Source organism: Flavobacterium sp. ACN6 (assembly GCF_002304005.1).
In the GTDB taxonomy this organism is placed as follows: Bacteria; Bacteroidota; Bacteroidia; order Flavobacteriales; family Flavobacteriaceae; genus Flavobacterium.
Genome location: NZ_MRCQ01000009.1, coordinates 73874 through 97205 on the forward strand (window position 1 = coordinate 73874; position 23332 = coordinate 97205).

Below are 23332 nucleotides of genomic sequence, written 5' to 3' on the forward strand. Positions count from 1 at the left end.
TTCCGTAGGAACATTTCATTGGTAGAAAAACATTTCATTGGTAGAAAAAAAATATTAATCATGAATGAAAAAACAGCAAAAAGTGTCAGCAAGTTTTTAAGTTTGGTGCTTAGACATTCGCCAGAAACAATTGGATTAAAATTAGATGAAAACGGCTGGGCAGATGTTGACGAATTAATTCTAAAATGCAATAAAAAAGGAAGTCAAAATCAAATGACTGCTGAACTTTTAGATTATGTTGTAGAAAACAACGATAAAAAACGTTTTGCTTTTAATGAAGATAAAACGAAAATAAGAGCAAGTCAGGGGCATTCTATTTCGGTTGAATTGAATCTGGAAGAAACAGAACCATCAGAATATTTGTATCACGGAACTGTTGCAAAGTTTTTGGAAAGCATTAAAAAAGAAGGTTTACAAAAAATGAGCCGTCAGCATATACATCTTTCAAAAGATAGAGAAACAGCTGTAAAAGTAGGAAGCAGAAGAGGAGCTCCTCAAATTTTGAGCATAAGAAGCGGTCAGATGTACAGAGATGGATTTAAATTTTATTTATCTGAAAATAATGTTTGGCTTACTGATGAAGTTCCCGTAAAATATATCGATTTTTGATGTTGTAAAATTAATTAAATTAACTAGAAAATATATGAACCCACTACTATTAACAGATGGTTACAAAGTTGACCACAGAAGACAATACCCAGATAATACCACATTAGTTTATTCTAACTGGACACCTCGTAAATCAAGAATTGAAGGCCTTGATGAGGTTGTGTTTTTCGGATTACAGTATTTCATCAAAAAATATATCATTCATGATTTTGAAGAGTATTTCTTCAAACAGCCAAAAGAAGAAGTGATTAAGAAATATTCTAGAAGAATCAATAATTATTTGGGTGAAAACCAAGTTGGTACAAAACATATCGAAGACTTACACGACTTAGGATATATTCCGATGGTTTTTAAAGCATTGCCAGAAGGAGCGACGGTACCATTAAGAGTTCCGATGTTTACGATGTACAATACAATTCCCGAGTTTTTCTGGCTTACTAATTACTTCGAAACGTTGCTTTCTGCAGTAGTCTGGCTGCCTTGTAACTCTGCTACAATTGCAAAAGAATACAGAAAAGTATTAGATAAATATGCAGATGAAACATCATCAGTTCCAGAATTTGTAGACTGGCAGGCACATGATTTCTCGATGAGAGGAATGGGCGGAATCGAAGCAGCTGTAACTTCAGCAGCGGGACATTTATTAAGTTTTACAGGATCTGATACAATTCCGGCGATTGATTTCTTCGAAGAATATTACAAAGCCAATTCTGATGCCGAATTAATCGCGGGATCAGTTGCTGCTACAGAACATTCTGTAATGTGCATGGGAACTACAGAAGGAGAATGTGAAACCTTTAAAAGATTAATTACAGAAGTTTATCCAAAAGGAATCGTTTCTATCGTTTCTGACACTTGGGATTTATGGAAGGTTTTAACCGATTATTTACCGCGTTTAAGAGAAGATATTATTTCAAGAGAAGGGAAAGTAGTAATTCGTCCTGACAGCGGTGATCCGGTTGATATTATCTGCGGAAATCCAAACGGAAAAACAGAAAAAGAAAAGAAAGGTGTAATCGAATTGCTTTGGGATGTTTTCGGCGGTTCTGTAAACGACAAAGGATTTAAAGAATTGATTCCGCAAATCGGCGCTATTTACGGTGATAGTATTACTGTGGCAAGAGCAACTCAAATTTGTGAAAGATTAAAAGAAAAGGGATTTGCATCTACAAATGTGGTTCTGGGAATTGGATCGTTCACGTATCAATACAACACAAGAGATACATTCGGTTTTGCTATGAAAGCAACTTACGGAGAAGTAAATGGTGAAGGGAGAGCAATTTTCAAAGATCCGATTACAGATGACGGAACTAAAAAATCGGCCAAAGGATTGATGAAAATAGATTTAATCGACGGGAAGTATCATTTAACAGATAATGTTTCTTGGGAAGAAGAAAAACAAGGTGAATTGAAGGAAGTTTTTAGAGATGGAAAACTTTTAATTGATCAATCGCTGAGTGATATTAGAAGTCGAGTAAAAAGCGAGATAAACGTTGAAGCGTAATAAATTTTCGTTTTAATTAATAAGTCCCAAAGGGACGGCATATTTATAGCATTTAATCGTTCAAATGGAAAAAAGCCCCATCGGGGTGATATTTTTTCGCGCCGCTGGAGCTTATTTGACTCAAAATATTTTTCATTAACAAGAAGAGCCTGAATTTTAAAATCAGGCTCTTTTTGTTTTATTTATTTTTCACTAATCAGTTTAGTAAACAACAGTATTTCAATATTCCGTAGGAATGTCTCATCGGTAGAAAAAAATGTATCGTTTTTGCATGTGTCCTGTAGCGAAACCCTTTTGTGTAATAATAGATCTTTAATGAAACGTTTCTACGGAACGTATCAACGTAATTCAAATTTAATTCGACCGATGATACATTCCTACGGAATGATTTTTTGAAAATAAAAAACCTCCAGTTAAAACTGGAGGCAATTCAAATTGTTTATTTCTTATAGAAATTATTATGATCTATATATTCCCAAACTTTTGGAGGAAGTAAAGGCTGAATATTTTTCCCTTCCTTAATACTGTTTCTTATAAATGTTGAAGAAATTTCTACAATCGGCGCATCGATTACATGAATTTTTGGATGTGATTTTAATTCGACATTTTCCTCTTCCTCAGAAATTCTCGGATAAACATAAATATCATGATTCTCGAGAATTACTTCGTAGTTTTTCCATTTATGAAGCGTTTTCAAATTGTCTTCGCCCATAATCAAAGAAAATTCATGATTGGGATATTTCTCTTGTAAATGTGCTAAAGTAATTACGGTGTAGTTCGGCTGAGGTAATTTAAATTCAATATCCGAAGGTTTTATTTTTGGATAATCTTCTGTTGCCAGATAAACCATCTGCAAACGATGATGATCATCTAATAAAGTCGCTTTCTTTTTTAACGGATTATGAGGCGTAACAACCATCCAAATCTGATCTAAATCTGCAAACTCAGCCATGTGATTGGCAATGATCAAATGACCAACATGAATGGGATTATATGTGCCGAAATAAAGACCTATTTTCATTTTTAGAGTACTTAGTTCTTAGTCCTTAGTTCTTAGTCTTTGAGATTTTTAGAAAAAGCACTTATCATTTTGCTTTCTTCTTCAATCAAAAACATAATCTCATTAAATAGATTATCGTCAGAAATAAATTCTAATTCTTTTGCAATAATTAATTGTGTTTCTATTTCATTCAGAGAGCCTCTGGAAATATTCAAAAAATGGTTAAATGATTTGTCGGTTTGACGTCCAAAACCTTCTGCAATATTTGAAGGAATGGATACGCTCGCTCTTTTTAATTGACTTGTTAAGGCGTATATTTCTTCTTTAGGAAAACTCTTTGTTAGTTTATAAACCAGAACAACTATTCTTATTCCTTTTTGCCAAATGAATAATTCTTTGTATGATTTAATACCGCTCATGTAAATCTTAAAATTAACTTCTTCTCAGACTAAGGACTAACAACTAACGACTAACAACTAACGACTAAATAACTACTTAGATACAAACTCCTTCACTAGTTGATAGGCTTCTTCTTTCGCTGTATCTAAATCGTAATTTTTGATAATAGTGTCAAACTGAGGAGCTGTAGCTAATTCAACCGAAGCTTTTGCAATTCGCATATTGATTTTATCTTCACTTTCTGTAGAGCGTTCTTTTAATCGGCGTTTTAATTCGTCCACACTTGGCGGTTTTACGAAGACGGCTAAAGTCTGCTCTGGGAATTTATGTTTAATACGAAGTCCGCCGGCAACATCAATATCAAAAATTACATTTTTTCCTAAAGCCCAGATTCTTTCAATTTCGGCTTTTAAAGTGCCGTAGAAATTATCACGGTACACTTCTTCCCATTCCAGGAAATTTTCGGCTTTAATGTGTTTTTTGAATTCTTCCAACGAAATAAAATAATAATCTTTTCCGTGTTCTTCTTCTCCGCGTGGGTCGCGTGAAGCTGCTGAGATCGAAAATTCTAAGTTTAAATCTTCTTTCCCTAGTAAATGTTTTACTATAGTTGTTTTTCCTGATCCTGATGGTGCTGAGAAAACAATTAATTTTCCTTTGTTCATTAATTTATGCTTTATTTTTTGCTTTAAGCTTTAGGCCGTAAGCTTTAAGCCTTTATTTTTGAAGTCTTCAATTTTGCCTATAGCGTAAAGCTTACTGCTTAAAGCGTCTAAAGGACATTCAAAACCTGTTCCTTAATCTTCTCCAATTCATCCTTCATCATCACCACCAGCTTCTGCATTTGAGCATGATTCGATTTAGAACCCATCGTATTGATCTCACGACCCATTTCCTGAGTAATAAAACCAAGTTTACGACCATTCGCTTCAGTACCTTTTATGGTCTCTAAGAAATAATCTAAGTGATTGGTTAAACGAACTTTTTCTTCTGTAATGTCTAATTTTTCAAGATAATAGATTAATTCCTGTTCGAAACGGTTTTCATCAACATTAACTTGTAATTCAGAAATTGCGGTTTGTAAACGATCCTTAATTGCCTGAACACGTTCTGGATCAAGAGCCAGAGCGTCGTTCATATATTGGCGGATATTTCCAATTCTAAGGTTGAATTCTTTTTCAAGAGATTCTCCTTCGTCTTTTCTAAAACTTAAAATGTTTTGGAGAGCTTCATCAATAATTACCTGAATTTGCTCCCAGTCATTTTCGTCAATTTCTTCGCGCTCTGTTTTTAAGGTATCCGGCATACGAACAGCCATTTTCATCAATTCTGTTTCATCAGCAGCTGGATAAACCTCTTTTAATTGCGCAATATAATTTTTTACGACAGGAACATTTACTTTAGTCGAAGTTTGTTCTGCAGTACTTTCGATGTAAATCGCAAAATCAATTTTTCCTCTTTCCAGTTTTGTAGAGATTTGGGTTCGCAAGCCTAATTCCATTTCGCGATAAAGCGACGGCATTCTTACATTTAAATCTAAACCTTTGCTGTTTAAGGATTTTACTTCAACGGTAATTTTTTTTGTAGGCAATTGCAAAGAAGCTTTGCCAAACCCTGTCATAGATTGTATCATATAATTGAGTATAAAGGCGCAAAGATAAATAAAAGTTTGCAGTGTTTGATGTTAAATGCTGTTCCAGTTCAGTATAAACTATTTTAAAGTTTTTTTGCTTTGGAATGATTTTCTCGCAAAGATGCAAAGTTGCAAAGAAATACACTTAAGCTTTACGGCTTTGCGTCTTTGCGAGATTTGTTCAATTACATTCTTTAAGAAAAGTGTCTTTAGAGAAAATAAATTTATTCTAAAGCCTTCATAACCTGTAAGATATTCTGCTGGCTGTTGCCGATGTAAATTTTTCCGTCAATAATAAAAACCGGACGGCTTAAAAAAGTATAATGTTCCAGAATGTATTTTTTAAAATCTGCCTCAGTCAACGATTTGTTTTTTAAATCCATAGATTTATACAATTGCGCTTTTTTGCTGAATAAGGCTTCGTAGCTTCCAGAAAGTTTATACATTTCTTCTAATTCTGCCTCCGTAATTGGGTCTTGTTTGATATCGTGAAAAACCAAATCATTTTTAGGAAGACTTTTAATGATTTTTCTGCACGTATCGCAAGATGCCAAATAATATATTTTGTTCATGATTTTTGAGTTTTTATTAGAGTACAAAGAAAATTCATTTAAAACTTAAAATTGTCTAATTTTAGAAAAAAAATAAATTATGAATTCAGTTTTTGAAGTCCAAAAAACAATTAGAGAGGTTCTTTTGAAAATGTTAGAAAGTCATTCATTAGAACAATTGAATAAAATTCCGCAAGGATTCAATAATAATATTATTTGGAATGCTGCGCATTGTATTTCTGTGCAGCAGGCTTTGGTTTATAAACTATCGGGATTACCAGCAATAGTATCAGATGAATTTATTCTAAAATACAGAAGAGGTACAAAACCCGAAGGAGATCTTTCGCAGGCAGAAGTTGATGAAATTAAAGCATTGCTTTCAACAACACTTGAAAAAACAAAAAATGATTTTGAAACCGGTCTTTTCGTTGACTATAACGAATATGCCACGAGCTTAGGTTATACACTTAAAAATATACAAGGAGCTTTAGATTTTAATAATTATCATGAGGGAGTTCACAGTGGTATTATGATGAGTTTAAGAAAATTGGTTTAAATAAAAATCCCGCCTTAAAGCGGGATTTTTATTATTCTACTATGGTTTCAATGGTAACCTTCATGGCGCCTGCACCTTTGTGTTTGGTAATATCCATAAAAGCTCTTTTAGATAAATCGATTTCACGGGTTTTTACAAATGGACCACGATCTGTAATTTTTACAATGACAAATTTGCCATTTGCTTCATTTGTTACTTTTACTCTGGTTCCAAAAGGAAGTTTTTTATGAGCAGCAGTATATTGATTGTTGTTGAATCGGCTTCCGTTCGCAGTTCTTTTTCCATTAAAACGATCAGCGTAGTAGGAGGCGTGAGCATTTTTTTTGTATGGTCTTAGTTTTAAACCTTTGTCTGTAAATACTGAATCTACAGGTAATGCAATAATATTTGGTCTTGCATTTTTGACCGTATCTTGAATGATTTTAGGTTCTGTTGTAGGTTTGGTTTGGCTTATAACATAAGTAAAGCCGCTAATTAAAGTCAAAGCAATTGTGGCGAATAAAATGTGTTTTTTATTTCTCATGGGTTATTTTTTTTCAGACTTGGGGGGAGTTTGTACAAATAATATGCCGAGATAAAAAAAGCCCTGTAAAAGGGCTTTTAATTGGTATTTTTTAGAACCAAAGGTTCCACGGAATTCTACTTAAAATTAGTAATAATCCTAATCCGTAAAATATAGCAAAGGTCTTAAATTTAGCTTCGCTGTTTATTAATTTTTTATGTTTAGACCATCCAATTGTAATTAGGACGATAGCAATAAGATTAATTAGTGGGTGCTCTAATGATGTTAATCTAAGTTCTGCATTAGACATTTGTCCAAAAGCTGCTTTTCCAAGAGGAGAAACAAAATATAAGATCAAACCAATTAATAACTGGGTGTGAGTACCAATTAAAGCAAATAAAGCGATTTTACGATCCTTAGCTGTAAACTCTTTTTTTGAAGTGACTCCGATGATTGCGTTAACAACTGCAACAAGTAAAAGAAGCAATGCTAAGTATGCCCAGCCAGAGTGGAATTTTTGTAGAAAATTATACATAAACCTTGTTTTTTGTTTGAAACAAATATAACAAAAATGAGTAAAAAAAAACGGCATTAAACTTAAAAGTCAATGCCGTTTTAATTATTTAGGATGGTTCTTTATTAGTTGAAAGAGTATCTAGCTCCAACTTGCATTTGCCATCTTGCTGATTGTAAACCTACATCATCAATTTGGTTAACAGTATTTGCAACACTTGGGTTGAAGTTGAATGTTGGAGTAGTTCCGTTAGCTAAGAAACCAACTTGTTGAAGTAATAATACTTGATCGTTTGTAGCGAAGTATCTTCTTCCCCAGTTTTTGTTTAACAAGTTTGTAAAGTTGAAAACATCAGCTGTAAACTCTAATTTGTGGCTTTTCTTACCTACGTTAACTTTAAACTCTTGAGCTAATTTTAAATCGATAACATGGCTCCAGTCTAAACGATCACCGTTACGCTCTGCATATTTTCCTCTTCTGCTGTTTAAGTACTTATTACTAGAGATATAAGCATCATAAGCTTCCCATTGTTGATCTGGTGTCATAGGGTTAGCAGTAGTAGAAACTAAAACAACTTCACTTTTGTTAGTTGGGATGTAAGCTAATGCTGAGTTTTGGTTAGTATCTCTCATGATTCTACCGTTACTATCGTTGTAGATATAACTGATAGGTGTTCCTTGAGCTCCCTCATAGAATAGACCAATAGTAGTTTTGATATTATTGTTCCATTTGAATTTGATAGATGAGTTAGCCATAACTCTTGACCCTTGATCAAAATCTGATCTAGATACACCAGAAATCGCGTTTGAACCGTTAACAGTTTCCATGTATTGCCATTGCGAACTGTTTTGAGAACTTGTTGCATCCATCCAAACGTTAGATTCTCCGTAAGAATATGTTGCAGAGATGTTTGCATCGATAAAGTCAGATTGGAAGTATTTAGTTAATGTGAAACTAGTATTCCAAGCGCTTCCTGCTTTTTTGTTAGAACCTAAGTAGATTCCTGAATATGTTTTATCAACAAGTACATTGTTGTATATTGGTCTAACATCTCCACCTGTAGTATAAGTTTGTGGACCTACAAGGTTTAAGTTTTGGTACTGAATTGCGTTCAAGTTTTCATTGAAGATCGCTTCTGCAGTCAATACTAATCCACCAGGTAATTTACGATCAAAAGCAAGACTTGTTTTTAATACTTGTGGTAATTTGAAATCTTTAGAAAATAAATCAACATTTCCTCCTACAGCACCTGTTCCCGGGATTGGTCCAACAGCAACGCCGTTAGAATACATTTGGCTGTTAACATCTGTGTTAGGATTGAAAAGAGGTTTAGGACCTGTTGTAACAATACTTGTATCGTAAAAGTATTGTCCCATACCATAGTTATTGTAAGCTCCACCTGGCCATACTAGAGGAACTCTTGATGTAAATACTCCAATACCTCCACGTACTTGAGTTTCTTTGTCTCCGTTTACGTCATAGTTGAATCCAACTCTTGGAGAAAAATGCACGGTGTTTTTAATTGCTTGACCAACTTTTGCGCCTTTAAGATCTTTCCCTGCAGCTTCTAATAATGGAATAGTTCTTTCGTTAAAATCACTGTTTACAATTCCGCTTTCCCATACTGGCATATCAGCACGTACACCTACAGAAACTCTGAAGTTGTCAGAAATTCTAATGTTATCTTGAAGATATAATCCAAATTGGTTCATGTTGAATTCAGCTGCTCCTAGAGACTCATCTCCTGAACCTCCAATTAAAGAGTATCCTAAACGGTATCTTGAAGGTACTCCATTGTTCATGAAGCTATCATAGCTGCTAAATTGGTATCTACCAAAGTTACTGCTGATAAATACGTTTTTAGCGTAAGTCAATTCGTTGTGTGTACCAATTAAAATATTGTGTTTACCAACGTTAATCTCGAAGTTATCTGTAATTGTTAAAACTCTTTGTTTTAATAAGTTAGCTGTTGAACTAGCTTCGGCACCAAAATAAATTGTTCCTGCTCCATCTCTAATTTCAACGGTAGGGAATGGGCTTCCTGATGCATCTCTGTCATCATTTACAGTAGTAAAACCAACTACAAGGTTGTTTGAGAATTTGTTGTTAAATCTAGTGTTTAACTCTAATGAAGCAGAGTTTGTTATAGATTCGAAGTCTTGAGCACCATTAACAAAGTTCAAAGAAGTTGCTGTTGAACGATATGGAGAGAAGTTTGTTGCTTTAACATAACTGTTCTTTACAGAAAGTTTGTTATTGTCATTAATATTCCAGTCCACTTTAGCGATTAATTTATCAGATACTAAAGTTTGAGTATTGTTGTTGTAAACACCAGGATTGTAACCATAAAGTGTTTGTAGGCGATCTGTTAAAGCATTAATTCTATCTTGAGCCACAGCACCGCTGTACGGATTTCCACTAGCAATACCGATAGCGCCAGTATAGTTGTTGATATCAAAAGGAGCTGGTGTTTCGTTATCCTGTCTTTCGTAGTTGATGAAGTAGAATAATTTATCTTTCAAGATAGCTCCTCCAGCTCTTACACCGTATGTTTGAGCCGTAAAATCAGATAATTTTTTTCTTTCTGCAGTAGCGCTTGCTTTTTGTGGAGTTTTTCCAGCTAAAGATTGGTCTCTGTATAAGAAATAAGCAGAACCATCAAAGTTATTTGTTCCAGAACGTGTAATAGCACTAATTGCTCCTCCAGCAAATCCTGATAATTTAACATCGTAAGGAGAAACACTCACTTGGAATTGCTCAATTGCATCTAATGAAATTGGAGAAACTCCTGTTTGTCCACCGTTAGTACCATTTGCAGCTAATCCGAAAACGTCGTTGTTTACAGCACCGTCAATATAAATTGCGTTAAATCTGTTATTTTGTCCGCCAATTGAGATTACATCATCTCCACGCATTTGCGCTTGTGGTGTAAGTCTTGCAAAGTCAGCAATGTTTCTTGATAAAGATGGTAATTCATTGATCTTGTCATGATCGATAATAGTTTGAGCTCCAGTCTTTTTTGAGTTAAAAGTTGGATCTTTTTTACCAACAACAACAACTTCACTAAGTTGGTTTGTTTCGTCTTTTAAGTTAACTTTTAAACTTTTAGAATCTCCAAGTTGTAAATAAACTCCTGACTCTGTGTAGGTTGTGAAACCAATGAAAGTCACTTCAATTTTGTAAGGACCACCAACACGCATGTTAGAGATTCTAAAGTGACCATCAAAATCCGTTGTGGTTGAATAACGGCTACCTGAAGCCTCGTGAACTGCTAGAATCGTTGCACCTGGAAGGGACTTGTTTTGCGAATCATTAACAACTCCATTGATAGAGGAAGTTGTATTACCTTGCGCATAAATATCTCCTGCATAAATAAACGCTAAAAGCAGTAAGAGAAACTTTGACAATTTTTTCATCTGTTTTGTTATTTGTTTTTGGCAAAATTATAACAAATAACTCAGATAATGTTATCGAAATGTTAAGAAAAATAAGTTTTGTATTTTGTGTTGCGCATTAAAATGAATTTTTCTCTTTTCATTAAAAAAAACTTTATTTTCTTAAATTTATGCAAGTGTTTTTTGTTAAAAATGTAATTATTTGGATTGTGTTGTAAGTGGAAACGTGCAAATGAACTCCATTTTAGTGCTTTTTGTCGGTATTTTACATATAAAAAACGCCTTAATTAGGATTAAATTAAGGCGTTTCAGTTTGTTATAAAATTTTTAAATAAAGGTTTTTTATTTGTTTTTCAAGAAGTGGTTTAATAAAAACGAAGTTGAACTATCATGACTTTTAACAGTCTTGGAGTTAATTTCATCTAAAATCGAATTAGCAAGCTGTTTTCCTAATTCAACACCCCATTGATCAAAGCTGAAAATGTTCCAAATTATACCTTGAACGAAAATTTTATGTTCATACAATGCAATTAAAGAACCTAAACTTTTTGGTGTAAGCTTTTCAATTAAAATGGTGTTGGTAGGTTTGTTTCCAGTAAAAACCTTGAATGGTAATAAATAAGCAGCTTTTTCTGCATCAAGTCCTTGTTTGTCAAATTCCGCTTGAACTTGTGCGGGAGTTTTTCCATTCATTAAAGCTTCAGTCTGCGCAAAAAAGTTCGACATTAATTTATCATGATGATCTTCGTTTCCGTACAATGGTTTTACAAATCCGATAAAATCTGTTGGAATTCTTTTTGTTCCTTGGTGAATTAATTGAAAGAATGCGTGTTGTGAATTCGTTCCAGGCTCTCCCCAAATAATTGTTCCTGTTTGATAATTAACAGGTTTTCCATCACGGCCAACGCTTTTTCCGTTACTTTCCATAGTTGCCTGTTGTAAGTAAGGAGCTAGTTTTGATAAATATTGTGTGTACGGAATCAAAGCTTCACTTTCGGCACCATAAAAATTATTGTACCAAACGCTTATTAAAGCTAAAATTACTGGAATATTTTCGTCTAATTCTGTTGATTTGAAATGTTCGTCCATTTCGTTTGCTCCAACTAATAATTCGTTGTAATTATCAAAACCAATTGCCAAGGCAATACTTAAACCAACGGCACTCCAAAGAGAAAATCTTCCTCCAACCCAGTCCCACATCGGGAAAACATTGTCAGGATTAATTCCGAATTCTGTTACTTTTTGAATGTTAGTTGAAACCGCTGCAAAGTGTTTTGCAATATCTTCCTGAGATGCCGATTTTAAAAACCATTCTTTAATGGTTTCTGAATTTGAAAGTGTTTCCTGAGTTGTAAATGTTTTAGAAACAATTACAAATAAAGTAGTTTCAGGGTTTAATTTTTTGATTACTTCATTTACATGATCACCGTCAACATTTGAAACGAAATGTAAGTTTAAGTGATTTTTGTAAAACTGTAAAGCTTCCACGGCCATAACAGGTCCAAGGTCAGAACCACCAATTCCGATATTAACCACATCAGTAAAAGCTTTTCCTGTGTATCCTTTTCTTTGTCCAGAAATTACTTCTTCTGTGAAGCTTTTGATTTTATTTTTTACTTCATATACTTCAGGAATCACATTTTCTCCATCAACTTTAATCACTGCCGATTCTGGAGCACGTAATGCAGTATGAAGAACTGCACGGTTTTCTGTTTTGTTAATTAATTCTCCGCCAAAATAATCGGCAATTGCATTTTGTAATCCAATTGAATTTGCCAATTCTAATAAAAGCGAAATAGTTTCCTGACTGATATTATTTTTAGAATAATCTACTAAAAAGTCATTCCATTGCAAGTTGAATTTTTCAACACGCGCACTATCTTGTTGAAACAATTCTTGTATTGTGGTTTCTTGAATTGCGTTAAAGTGGTTTTGCAGATTTTTCCACGCTTCAGTCCCTGTTGGGTTTGTTGTGTTTAAAGCCATTTTATCTATAATTGAGTTTGTTCTATGAAACACAAAAATACTGAAATAACTTTTAAAAGGATAGCGGTTCGAGATTATATAACAATTAGTTACGAAAACGTTTTATGTGATTTATTGTGTTTATGTGTCAAGATTACTCTAGCCTCATTAAATCAAAATACATAAATCTGTGTTTTTCTTCCTTATCGGAATCCAATAGAAATATGAAATCATTTTTTTGATAAGTAGCAAGTTGTATGGATTTATTATAAGCATCCAAGATTAATAAGCGACAGGCAGGCTTATGTTCAATAAAAGTCCAGCCTTTTATGAAGTCAAGAAGTTGATGAGATAATCCATTTCCTTTGTAGTTTTTGTCGATTCCCAATCGTGCAATTTTTACAGCAGGATATTGTCTTATTCTTTTTTCGTTTGGTAATTTAATTTTGCGATGTAATTTATTCCAAATTGAATTTTCGTAACCTAAGTCATTTAGGCAATCATTGGAAATTGAAAAGAAAGCAACAACCTTTTGTTGTTCTTTAAATAAATAGGTGTTTGTAATTTTTTCATTTTGAAAATTCTTAGAGTCTTCAAGAAAAAAATCATTTATTTCGCTGTCCTGACAATCAAAGCCTTCTAAAGTGTCATTATTGTTTAAGATAGAAAATGAAAAATCGGATAAATCCATTAACTAGCCTTTTTTCTGCATGACCTTACTTACTAAAGAAAATATTTTAGCTTTTTTCTCTTCAGAAATTTTATTTGTTTTACTAGAAGATATGGTGTCATTGAATCTTTTAGATTCGCTGCCTTTTACTACAGGAGTAATTTTAATTGTAGTTGCCATATTATGAGTTTAAATTAGAATGCAAAGGTAACTAATTTAGAAATTAATTAAAAACATTTATTAAATATTTTTCTTACAATTAATCACCAAATCTTCCACCAAGGTTTTTTATTAATCTCAATAGTTTTCTTGGCAGTATTAATTTCAATCTTTTTTACAGGCTCAGTTTTGATTTTAGAATCATCAAAAAACAATTCTCCATTTTCGTTCATTCCGATTGGTGACTTTGTTCTTTCTTTCCAAGATTCTGTCTGCAGTTCGGGAGCTAAAGGTAAATGGATTTTTTTAGCGAACTTTTTTCTCGCATTTTCTATAATTTCTTCTTCCAGATTTGAAGTGGAGTTTTTAAAAAGTGAAATTGAAATATCGGGTATGTTTAAAAGAAAGATCTGTGTTTTGTCTTCAATTTTCTGAATGTCTAATACTTTGAAATACGTAATAGAGTCTAAAAGGAAATGACCAATTTTTGCGGAATCAGGATTAAATTTTGATAAATCTTTTGGATGTGCACTTGCGATTAAATATCGTAAATTTCCAGAAATGCCTCCGCCAATCGAGCTCATATCGGTAAAACCTTTTTCTTGAATTATTTGCCCGATTTTGTACTTTAAAATTAAATCATCAGATAAATTAGTGTCGCGATAATATAATTTTAAACCTGAAAAAGTTTCATGATACATTGTTTTAAGACGCGAATTTTTCATGACTTCTATTTAGTAGAATTAATTTTTAATATCTCCATTTTCGAACGATGCTTTTTCCAAATAAATCTTCTGCAATTTCTTCAGTCCATTTTTCTACTTGCTTTTGACCGACTTCGCCGAAAAGATCAGCTTGGGCAAAAATTAGACAGCCTTTAATATAATCATCGACATTGCTAAACATTTTTGTTAGGAAAGGTGTAGTGTCGTGATCGAAATAATAGATTTCTTTGGTTTCGTTATGAAAACAGAACATATTTCCATTTCCTAAGTAGTCACTAAATGTAATTAAATGGGGCAATGAAATTTTATCTTCTTTTGAGAATTCAGGACCATAAAGATTGTCTTCTTCCCAAATATCTTTCAACCATATAATATCTTCAAAGCGTTGTAATTCTTCGCCAATGTCAGGAATACCAAAAGTTTTGTAAAAAGTTTTCAATCCATTTGGAAGAGGAGTTCCTAAGCGCTTTTCTAAATTATCAATCTCCTCTATAGAAATTGGTGCTTTTAGTTCATTACTCCAATTTTCTGCTAAAGATTCAATTATTAATTTTGATTTTTTGTCCCAGTCATTATCACCTATTTTATTGAAAGGAATAATAATGTCGCTTTTTAGATTTATTTCGATCATGATTTTTTTTGCAAAAAATTATTCTTACAAATTACCAATACTGTCCAATTCTCTTTTCAAAGGTTCAATTTGCTGCATAAAACGAGTTCTGTCATTTCCAGTCAGAGATTCTCCCGTTGGAAGATTCAATCGAAGTGCATCGACTTGGACACCATTTTTCCAGAAACGATAACATACGTGAGGTCCAGAAGCTAAACCAGTACTTCCCACTAAACCAATTGTCTGACCTTGTGTTACACGCTGCCCGCGTCGAACTAGGATTTTTGACATGTGTAAATATTGAGTAGAGTAGGTTCCGTTATGTTTTACTTTTACAAAATTTCCGTTACCAGCTGTGTATCCTGTGGTTTCTACAACTCCAGAAGCTGTGGTAGAAATTGGTGTTCCCGTTGGTGCTGCGTAATCAGTTCCCTTATGTGCTTTCCAGGTATGCTGTACCGGATGAAATCTATTCATGGTGAATCTAGAAGTGATTCGGCTGAATTTAATTGGTGTTTTTAAGAAGAAATTTTTAAGTGTTTTTCCTTCATCATCGTAATATTCAATTTTTCCTGAAGTAGTGTCTCTTTCAAAAGGGAAAGCATAAACGATTTTACCTTTGTACTCAAAAAAAGCGGCTTCCAATTCTTCAACACCGTCATACGTTTTTCCATTTATAAAACGTTCGGTAAAGATTAGTCCGTAACGATCTCCTTTTTTTAATTTAAAGAAGTCAATAGACCAAGAAAAGACTTTTGTAATTCTGCTTGCTAATGCTGTTTCTACACTTTCATTTCCTAAAGTTTCAGATAATGAACTTTTTAAAACACCGCCAATAATTTTTCTTTTTAAAGTAACAGGTTTTATTTTCTTATAAGCTTTAGCGATGCTGTCTCTTAAATCAATAACGTAATAACTTAAAGCGTCTGGCTGATAAATAAAAACTTCAAGGTTGTTGGTTTTATTTTTGGAACGTAATAATGTAAAAGGTTTGTTGTAGCGAATACTTCTAACGTTAAAAGAATCTTTTACTTGCTCTACAATATCGTGTACTTTTTTGTCGCCGATATTTTGACTTTGGATGATCGAGCCAAAAGAATCTCCTTTTGAAATAGTATCATTAACAACATTGAAATCTGCGTAATTAAAACCGAATTCTATTTTTTTGGTTTTTGGTTTAGTAATTTTGATTTCTACCTTTTCTTCGGTTTTTTTACAAGAGAAAATAGAAAACAAGACAATTAAAATTACGACTGCTTTTTTCAAACTTTTTTGGATTTTTGTGGTGAAATTATTCTTCGGTTTCATTTCCCCAATTGGACAATTCTTCTTCGGTCCACAATTTAGGAAAAAAGATGCGTCTTTGGTATTTTGGATGCATATATTTTTGCCAGTCACTTCCTCCAGTCGCTTCACCATTACCTTTTCCGCTTTCCAAAATATATTTTCTTGCAGTATTAAGATGCTGCATAACCCAAGTGATATTCACTGTTTTATCGTAGTGACGCATTGCTGCAATTAATTCTGGATTTTGCTGGTCTTTTTCTGGAAGCTGCGAAAATTTCTGCCAGATATTTTTGGTCTTAAATGTTGCCATCTGTCTCAAAAACTGATCTTTGTATTTGTTTTCGAATTCCTGAAGCAAATAAGATTTTTGTCCTGTATGATAATCTTTTCCAGCGGCCTGCCAATATAAGTGTTCAAAACTAGTTTCCAGATCTGTGTTTTCGTCAAAGTTTGCTTTGTATCTGCGATCGGTTAAATTAATAACATCAGTTGATGCAAATTCAATTAATCTATATTGTGCACTTTGAAAACCACTTGCTGGAGTAAGCGTGTTTCTAAATTTCATGTATTGATCTACTTCCATTCCGTTTTCCATGATGCTGAAAGAATTGGTAAGCATATCAAAATATCTGGTAATTCTAGATAATCTTTCGCTGAAAAAATCTACCTCAATATTTTCTTTTTCGGCAATTTGATCAATTTCCCACAAAATCATTTTGAAGATTAATTCATTCACCTGGTGATACATGATAAAAACCATTTCGTCAGGAAGTGTCGTGCGTTGTATTTGTAAATTCAACAATGCATCGGTTTGAATATAATCCCAATATGTAATTGGTTTAGCCCAAAGCAATCCTTCTAATTGAACATCAGTTTTTTGATTTATGGCTTGAAATTTAAGATCAATTTCTTTTAAGATTGCTTCAGAATTATCTGTAGGGTTCATTATTTTTTTGCTTTAAGTGGACTTTGTAATCCTTTATATTCATCGAGATCGGCTTTAAGAGAACCTACGGCCAAATCTGCTTTTATTCGAATTGGAACTTTGTTTATATCGTCTGTTATCCAGAGCGTTAAACTTTCCTTTTCTTTAAATACTCTTCCTGTTTGTACAGAAGGCTTAAATACCATCGTAGAAACCGTCCCAAATTTAGTTGTAATATCCTGACGACCTATATATTTTAACTTAAATTTTGTGATTTCTTCATCAAAAAACATGTCAATAGAAATTGCATCACCAGATTTTAATTTGTCAATATTTGGATGGTTTCTCAAATAATAAAATGCCGAAACAATATCTTGCACATTTTCAGTAACAATAATCGTTTTTTCTGATTTTCGTTTGTAATCTTTTACCAAAACCCTGTTGTCGTTTTGATTGAAAAAACCTTCCTGATTTTTGGTGTAACCTCCTTCGTCAATTTTTCGAACGTAGCGATAAGGTTTTCCTGTTTCTTTGTCAAAATAGCTTTCATATAAATCTTCAACCTTGAAGAAAAATTTTGACATACCTGTAGTGTAACCTTTTCCAACAGAATGGTATACCTTTTTGTTGTTTACTGTGGCATCTTTTACTTCAAGAGTTGCATAGCCCGCATTGACAATTCCGTAATGAATTCTAAATTTAAAATATTCGCCAGTATCGAAAGCGTCCACTTTTTGAGTATCGAACGCCAGTGTTGTTAGTGCTAATATGATGAGGATGAATTTTTTCATAGTACAATTTTTACATTTCATTATAAAGATAAATAAATGCAAATTCTATTCCAAATGTACCAAAACAAAAAAACTCAGTCAAAGATGACTGAGTTTTTATGCTATTAACTAACCAAAAAACTATAAATTATGAAATTTATATCAATTCGGAAGGAAACCACCCCTTCCTGATTTGCGAGTGCAAAGATAGATAGAAAGTTCAAAAAACAAATAGCCAAAGTCAAGTTTAACATATCATTTGCAAAAAAAGCATCGTTTTTTAGAGAATTGTGCTGTTTTCGATATAAAAATTAACATTTTATAGTGTTCCTCTCAATTCTTGCTCTCTCTCAATTGACTCAAAAAGGGCTTTAAAGTTCCCTGCGCCGAACCCTTTTGCACCCATTCTTTGAATAATTTCGAAGAAAAGTGTCGGTCTGTCTTGAACCGGCTTCGTAAAAATCTGCAATAAATAACCATCTTCGTCAGCATCGACCATGATCGCCAATTTCTCAATTTCGTTAATATCTTCTTTCATCATGTCCATATGAACACCTAATCTTTCTGGAATTGCTTGGTAGTAAGTATGCGGAGGAGCCGATAAAAATTCAACACCGCGTGCTCTTAACTGCGATACTGTTGTAATAATATCATCAGTTGCAATGGCAATGTGCTGAATTCCAGGTCCACCGTAGAAATCTAAATATTCTTCAATCTGCGATTTTTTCTTTCCTTCTGCCGGTTCGTTGATGGGGAATTTAATTCTTCCATTTCCGTTTGACATTACTTTACTCATCAATGCAGAATATTCTGTGGTAATTTGTTTGTCATCAAAAGATAAGAAATTCACAAATCCCATTACGTCTTCGTAAAATTTCACCCAAGTATTCATTTCGTTCCAGCCCACATTTCCAACCATGTGGTCAATATATTTCAATCCCGTTGGTTCTGGATTATAATCAGATTTCCATTCTTTATATCCTGGCAGGAAAATACCATTGTAATTTTTTCTTTCTACAAAAATATGAACGGTTTCTCCGTAAGTGTAAATTCCAGAACGAATAACCTGTCCAAATTCATCTTCTTCAACAGTTGGTTCCATGAAAGAACGTGCGCCGCGTTTGATCGTTTCTTCGTAAGATTTTGTAGCATCTTCAACCCAAAGTGCTGCCACTTTTACACCATCGCCATGTTTTTTCAAGTGATCGTTTATTGGAGAATCTGCCGTTAAAGGTGTTGTTAAAACAATTCTGATTTTATCTTGTTTCAAAACATACGATGCTTTGTCTTTTACTCCAGTTTCTAATCCGGCATAAGCCAATGACTGATAACCAAAAGCAGTTTTGTAATAATGTGCAGATTGTTTTGCATTGCCTACATAAAACTCTACATAATCTGTTCCTAATAATGGAAGGAAATCTTGTGCTCCTTCAAATATTTTTTCTAATCCGTATTCTACTGATTTAACTTCTTTACTCATGATGTTTATTTGTTTAATCGGTTAATCGTTTATTTGATTTTCCGAAATGTTGTGTTTAGATTTTTTTTTAACGCAAAGGGCGCAAAGATTTTTATTAGTAAGATTTTATAAATCCCGAAGAACGCAAAGCTTTGTGATCTCGTTTGAGTACAACGGCATTAAAATCTTTGTGAACTTTGCGAAAAATCCTTTGCGAACTTTGCGGTTAAATTCGATTAGCTATTCCGTCCAAGATTTATAGTATTGTCCATCGTCAAGACCCATTGCTTCTTCTGTAACCATAAGTGGCCTGAAGGTATCAACCATAACGGCTAATTCATGAGTTTCTTTATGACCGATACTACGCTCCATGGCACCTGGAGCTGGTCCGTGCGGAATTCCTTTTGGATGTAAAGTGATATGACCCTGCTCAATATTATTACGACTCATAAAATCGCCATCTACATAATATAGTACTTCATCAGAATCTATATTGCTGTGATTGTAAGGCGCCGGAATTGCTTTCGGATGATAATCGTAAAGTCTAGGGCAGAAAGAACAAACGACAAAAGTTGCCGTTTCAAATGTTTGATGTACCGGAGGCGGTTGGTGAACACGTCCCGTTATAGGTTCAAAATTATGAATTGAAAATCCGTATGGAAAATTATAACCGTCCCAACCGACAACGTCAAAAGGATGTGTGGCGTAAACCACTTCGTGAATCATGCCTTCTTTTTTGATTTTAATTAAAAAATCGCCTTTTTCGTCATGCGTTTCCAATTCGTTTGGTAAAATAAAATCACGCTCGCAAAATGGAGAATGCTCTAAATGCTGTCCCGATTGGTTTTTATAACGTTTAGGAGTGTAAAAAGGAGAATACGATTCGACATAAAAAAGTCGGTTTTCTTCGGTCTCGAATTCAATTTGATAAATAATGCCGCGAGGAATAATTAAATAGTCACCATATTCAAATGGAATATTTCCTAACATGGTTCTTAACTTTCCTTTTCCTTTATGGATGAAAAGCATTTCATCGGCATCGGCATTTTTATAGAAATAGTTTCGAAGTGATTCTTTTGGAGCGGCCAAACCAATGATGCAGTCTTTATTGACCAGCATTGCTTTTCGGCTGTCCAAAAAGTCGTTTTCAGGTTTTAATTCAAAACCTTTAAATAATAATGATTTTATATTTTTTCCGATTGCAATTTTAGGCTCAACCGAATAAGAGTTTAAAATTTCTTTTACTTGCGTAGGTCTGTGTACGTGATAAGACAACGACGAATGTCCGTGAAAACCTTCGGTTCCAAACAATTGTTCGTAGTAAAAACCTCCGTTAGGTTTTTCAAATTGGGTGTGTCGCTTTTGCGGAAAGTCTCCGAGTTTGTGATATAATGGCATGGCTTTTCAATTAGATAATTTGTAAATTAGATAATTCGAAAATTTGAATTGTGTGAACAGATAATTTAATCATTTCTTTATTGAATGATTAAAATTATCTCAATTCGATAGCTTACTCAGGATTTCTCTTGATGAGGAATTGAAGATACTCTAATAAACCTGTCCATTTTGTTTTCATTATAACAAATGTCGTAATTTTTTCCGAGTAAAATTAAAAATTATATTAATTATAACTATAAGATATTTTAATTTTTTTTGATATAATTTTTACATAGCAAAAAAATAGTACGATTTTATTGAATTATTCTTTGATAAAAGCCTAAAACAAAAATCCGATACTAAACCAAGTAAAGCTTTTTGACATTTCTGGAGACCACGATTGTTTTATTTCAATTGGGCCAATTATAGTTTCCAATCCGTAACCTACGGCATAACCTGTGTATTTTGGCATTGAGATCCAATCGACACCATTAAAAATGTCATTTCCTAAATTGGCAAAGTTGGCCGAAAGGTTAATATGATTTTTTCGGATTATTTCGTAATCCAGTGTAATTCCTGTTTTGATGTAGCTGTTTCCCGCAATACTTAAAAAGTCATATCCATAGAAATAATTGAAATTATTTATTTTGCTGTAACCGTAACCTCCTAATATATAATCAAAAAACGGAACACTGCTGTTTCCAAAAGTAAAACCTGCATCGGCATCAATTTTAAAAGTAGCTTTTGAAAATAATGTATTTACAAAAGAGATTTCAGCTTTTGCCATCGAAAATGGTTTAAAAGTATTCGTATAATCTGAAGATGCCAGATAGGTTTGTAAATCTGTAGAGAAGTACAATCCTGAACTCGGATAATATTTATCATCAAAAGAGTCATATTTTAAATAAGCAAATGCACTAAAATAATTACTCTTGTCAATTATATTGTCTTCGTTAGAGAGTGTCGGCGAATTTATCTTTAGATATTTATATTCTAAACCACCGCCCATTAAGAACTTCTGTACAAAAATGGTTTGAAAATACGCTTGGTTATTGATATCCATAAAATCAACATTAATTAAATTGACAGTTGGATTATCATAAACGATATTGCTCAAACTTGTGGTTACATTTCGATTGAATTGATTTAATCTAGAACGGAAACCAAAACTGATATTAAAACCATTTTCCACATAATAATTAAAATCATATCTAAAATTATCGCCAAGAATAATGTCCAGCGAAGTCACATCATTTTTTAAAAACGTTTTTTTATGAGTAAGATTTAATAAAATACCACTTTTATAAAGTCCGTCGTAATGAAGTCCCAGTTTCAAAAATGTTTGTGTTGGGTTTTCTTTTAAAACTAAATCTAAATCATCTTTTTCGCCGTCTGGCTGCAGGCAGTAGGAAATCGTACTAAAGTTTTGCGTAGCATTCAGGTTATTAATTCCGGTTTTTAGATCACTATATGTAATCCTACTTCCTGGTTTAAAACGTAGTTTACCACGAATATATTCTTTAGTATAATTGTCTAATTTGTCGGTGTTTATTTTCTGAATTTCAAGTGTGTCTGTAGCAACTTTTAGTTTTGGCTTTTTGTAAAAAGTGGTTTCATCTGTTAATGTTTTAATTTTTTCATAAACAGCAAAAGCGGCTTCTTCACCTTTTCTAATTATTTCTTCGCCTTTGTCAAATGAAATTACGCCATAATCACGAATGTCTGGTTTTATGTAAACATCAGTGTCTTTTATTTTGTTTTTCATTTTGTCGATGGACTGCAGATTGGTGATTTGAACCAAAATACGAGTAGCATTTTTCAGACTTTTTCTTTTCATTAAATCGTCCTGAACGTCAACGCCAATAATAATATCTGCTCCAAGATTTCGAACTTCTTGTATCGGATAATTATTTACAACGCCTCCGTCGACCAATAAATTCCCATCAATTTCTACAGGAGTAAATAGGGAAGGAAAAGCGGCACTCGCCATCATAGCCTGAACAAGATTTCCTTTATTAAGTAAAACTTCTTCGCCAGTTTCAATATTGGTTCCAATACAAAGAAATGGAGTTGGCAATTTATTGAAATCCCGAACATGACGCACGTTTCTAGTTAAACTGCTCAAAAGATTGTAGTTGTACATTCCTTTTGAAAGTGCTTCTGGAATGCCGACTCTAAAATTACTAAACGGTAAAATGATTGCATATAATTCGTCATTTTTTTTGCCGTAAAAGTTTTTTGATGAACGCGGAATATAATCGTTTATAAGTTCGTCGAAATTGGTTTTTTTAAAAATAGAATCAATTTGAGAAGCGTTGTAGCCAGACGCGTAAAGTCCGCCAATTACAGATCCCATACTGGTTCCACCGATAAAATCAATTTTGATTCCGGCTTCTTCGAGAACTTTTAAAACACCAATGTGTGCAAAACCTTTGGCGCCGCCACCGCTTAAAACCAAACCAATTTTTGGTCTTTTCCCACTGTCTTTTTTAGTTTCTTGTGAAAATGATTTTTCTGGGAAAAGTAATAAAAGTGTAAAAAGTACCGATGCCACGCCCCAGAAGGAAATGGAAAACCGCGAGAGGCAAAAGGTTATTTTTTCCTGCCAAAAAAGAGCGACCCAAGAAGCTCCTTTTTTGGGATTGGGAAAAAATCCTTTTGACCGAGTGTTTGTAATGGACAGCTGGTTTAGGCGCATAAAAAATAACTAGTTGTTTTTGTA

Annotated in this window: 22 protein-coding genes; 3 read left to right on the top strand and 19 right to left on the bottom strand. The window is 33.4% G+C overall.

Annotated elements, in window-relative coordinates:
• The first annotated feature begins 60 nt into the window (after positions 1-60).
• Together BSF42_RS14785 and BSF42_RS14790 are read left to right on the top strand one after the other, a co-directional pair.
• The gene (locus BSF42_RS14785) at positions 61-609 is read left to right on the top strand and encodes an RNA 2'-phosphotransferase (RefSeq protein ID WP_095953858.1); all 549 of its coding nucleotides are present in this window, start codon (positions 61-63) and stop codon (positions 607-609) included.
• A 34-nt stretch (positions 610-643) separates the two neighbouring features.
• Positions 644-2113 (top strand): nicotinate phosphoribosyltransferase, encoded by a 1470-nt coding sequence (locus tag BSF42_RS14790; protein ID WP_095953859.1) that lies wholly within the window; start codon positions 644-646, stop codon positions 2111-2113.
• Between the two features lie 439 nt (positions 2114-2552).
• Here BSF42_RS14790 and nadD read toward each other — a convergent pair whose 3' ends face one another.
• From nadD to BSF42_RS14815, 5 genes are all read right to left on the bottom strand, one after another.
• On the bottom strand, positions 2553-3134 hold the full coding sequence (nadD, locus tag BSF42_RS14795; RefSeq protein ID WP_095953860.1) for a nicotinate (nicotinamide) nucleotide adenylyltransferase: 582 nt from the start codon (positions 3132-3134) through the stop codon (positions 2553-2555).
• Between the two features lie 32 nt (positions 3135-3166).
• Positions 3167-3532, bottom strand: a complete 366-nt coding sequence (locus BSF42_RS14800; protein WP_095953861.1) for a four helix bundle protein — start codon at positions 3530-3532, stop codon at positions 3167-3169.
• A 72-nt stretch (positions 3533-3604) separates the two neighbouring features.
• Positions 3605-4177 carry a guanylate kinase gene (gene gmk / locus BSF42_RS14805; protein ID WP_095953862.1) on the bottom strand — a complete coding sequence of 191 codons (573 nt, stop codon included), beginning with the start codon at positions 4175-4177 and terminating at the stop codon, positions 3605-3607.
• A gap of 107 nt (positions 4178-4284) precedes the next feature.
• The gene (locus tag BSF42_RS14810; protein WP_095953863.1) at positions 4285-5145 is read right to left on the bottom strand and encodes a YicC/YloC family endoribonuclease; all 861 of its coding nucleotides are present in this window, start codon (positions 5143-5145) and stop codon (positions 4285-4287) included.
• A 224-nt stretch (positions 5146-5369) separates the two neighbouring features.
• Positions 5370-5717 (bottom strand): arsenate reductase family protein, encoded by a 348-nt coding sequence (locus BSF42_RS14815; RefSeq protein ID WP_095953864.1) that lies wholly within the window; start codon positions 5715-5717, stop codon positions 5370-5372.
• Between the two features lie 79 nt (positions 5718-5796).
• Between BSF42_RS14815 and BSF42_RS14820 the strand changes: the two genes are divergently transcribed.
• Positions 5797-6252, top strand: coding sequence for a DinB family protein (locus BSF42_RS14820; RefSeq protein WP_095953865.1), 456 nt, complete (start codon positions 5797-5799; stop codon positions 6250-6252).
• A gap of 31 nt (positions 6253-6283) precedes the next feature.
• Here the strand turns inward: BSF42_RS14820 and BSF42_RS14825 are convergent, their stop codons facing one another.
• The 14 genes from BSF42_RS14825 to BSF42_RS14885 all read right to left on the bottom strand — a co-directional run bounded on the left by BSF42_RS14825 (position 6284) and on the right by BSF42_RS14885 (position 23308).
• The gene (locus BSF42_RS14825) at positions 6284-6775 is read right to left on the bottom strand and encodes a septal ring lytic transglycosylase RlpA family protein (RefSeq protein ID WP_095953866.1); all 492 of its coding nucleotides are present in this window, start codon (positions 6773-6775) and stop codon (positions 6284-6286) included.
• 91 nt (positions 6776-6866) lie between these two features.
• The gene (locus BSF42_RS14830; protein WP_095953867.1) at positions 6867-7289 is read right to left on the bottom strand and encodes a hypothetical protein; all 423 of its coding nucleotides are present in this window, start codon (positions 7287-7289) and stop codon (positions 6867-6869) included.
• A 104-nt stretch (positions 7290-7393) separates the two neighbouring features.
• Positions 7394-10684, bottom strand: a complete 3291-nt coding sequence (locus BSF42_RS14835) for a TonB-dependent receptor domain-containing protein (protein ID WP_095953868.1) — start codon at positions 10682-10684, stop codon at positions 7394-7396.
• A 321-nt stretch (positions 10685-11005) separates the two neighbouring features.
• A complete protein-coding gene (pgi, locus tag BSF42_RS14840) occupies positions 11006-12649 on the bottom strand; it encodes a glucose-6-phosphate isomerase (RefSeq protein WP_095953869.1) in 1644 nt (547 codons plus the stop codon).
• A gap of 133 nt (positions 12650-12782) precedes the next feature.
• Positions 12783-13319, bottom strand: a complete 537-nt coding sequence (locus BSF42_RS14845) for a GNAT family N-acetyltransferase (RefSeq protein WP_095953870.1) — start codon at positions 13317-13319, stop codon at positions 12783-12785.
• A gap of 3 nt (positions 13320-13322) precedes the next feature.
• Positions 13323-13478 carry a hypothetical protein gene (locus tag BSF42_RS22470; protein WP_172426698.1) on the bottom strand — a complete coding sequence of 52 codons (156 nt, stop codon included), beginning with the start codon at positions 13476-13478 and terminating at the stop codon, positions 13323-13325.
• An 83-nt stretch (positions 13479-13561) separates the two neighbouring features.
• On the bottom strand, positions 13562-14182 hold the full coding sequence (locus BSF42_RS14850) for a hypothetical protein (RefSeq protein ID WP_095953871.1): 621 nt from the start codon (positions 14180-14182) through the stop codon (positions 13562-13564).
• A 25-nt stretch (positions 14183-14207) separates the two neighbouring features.
• Positions 14208-14813: an SMI1/KNR4 family protein gene (locus tag BSF42_RS14855; RefSeq protein WP_095953872.1), complete on the bottom strand. Its 606-nt coding sequence runs from the start codon at positions 14811-14813 to the stop codon at positions 14208-14210.
• A 24-nt stretch (positions 14814-14837) separates the two neighbouring features.
• Positions 14838-16058 carry a peptidoglycan DD-metalloendopeptidase family protein gene (locus BSF42_RS14860; protein ID WP_095953998.1) on the bottom strand — a complete coding sequence of 407 codons (1221 nt, stop codon included), beginning with the start codon at positions 16056-16058 and terminating at the stop codon, positions 14838-14840.
• Between the two features lie 25 nt (positions 16059-16083).
• Positions 16084-17025, bottom strand: a complete 942-nt coding sequence (locus tag BSF42_RS14865; RefSeq protein ID WP_095953873.1) for a tryptophan 2,3-dioxygenase family protein — start codon at positions 17023-17025, stop codon at positions 16084-16086.
• Positions 17025-17795, bottom strand: a complete 771-nt coding sequence (locus BSF42_RS14870; RefSeq protein WP_095953999.1) for a DUF3108 domain-containing protein — start codon at positions 17793-17795, stop codon at positions 17025-17027. Before BSF42_RS14870 ends, BSF42_RS14865 begins: the two co-directional genes overlap by 1 nt.
• A 298-nt stretch (positions 17796-18093) precedes the next feature.
• The gene (hppD, locus tag BSF42_RS14875; protein ID WP_095953874.1) at positions 18094-19254 is read right to left on the bottom strand and encodes a 4-hydroxyphenylpyruvate dioxygenase; all 1161 of its coding nucleotides are present in this window, start codon (positions 19252-19254) and stop codon (positions 18094-18096) included.
• Between the two features lie 219 nt (positions 19255-19473).
• Positions 19474-20631, bottom strand: a complete 1158-nt coding sequence (locus BSF42_RS14880) for a homogentisate 1,2-dioxygenase (protein WP_095953875.1) — start codon at positions 20629-20631, stop codon at positions 19474-19476.
• 319 nt (positions 20632-20950) lie between these two features.
• Positions 20951-23308, bottom strand: coding sequence for a patatin-like phospholipase family protein (locus BSF42_RS14885; protein ID WP_095953876.1), 2358 nt, complete (start codon positions 23306-23308; stop codon positions 20951-20953).
• Between the last annotated feature and the right edge of the window lie 24 nt (positions 23309-23332).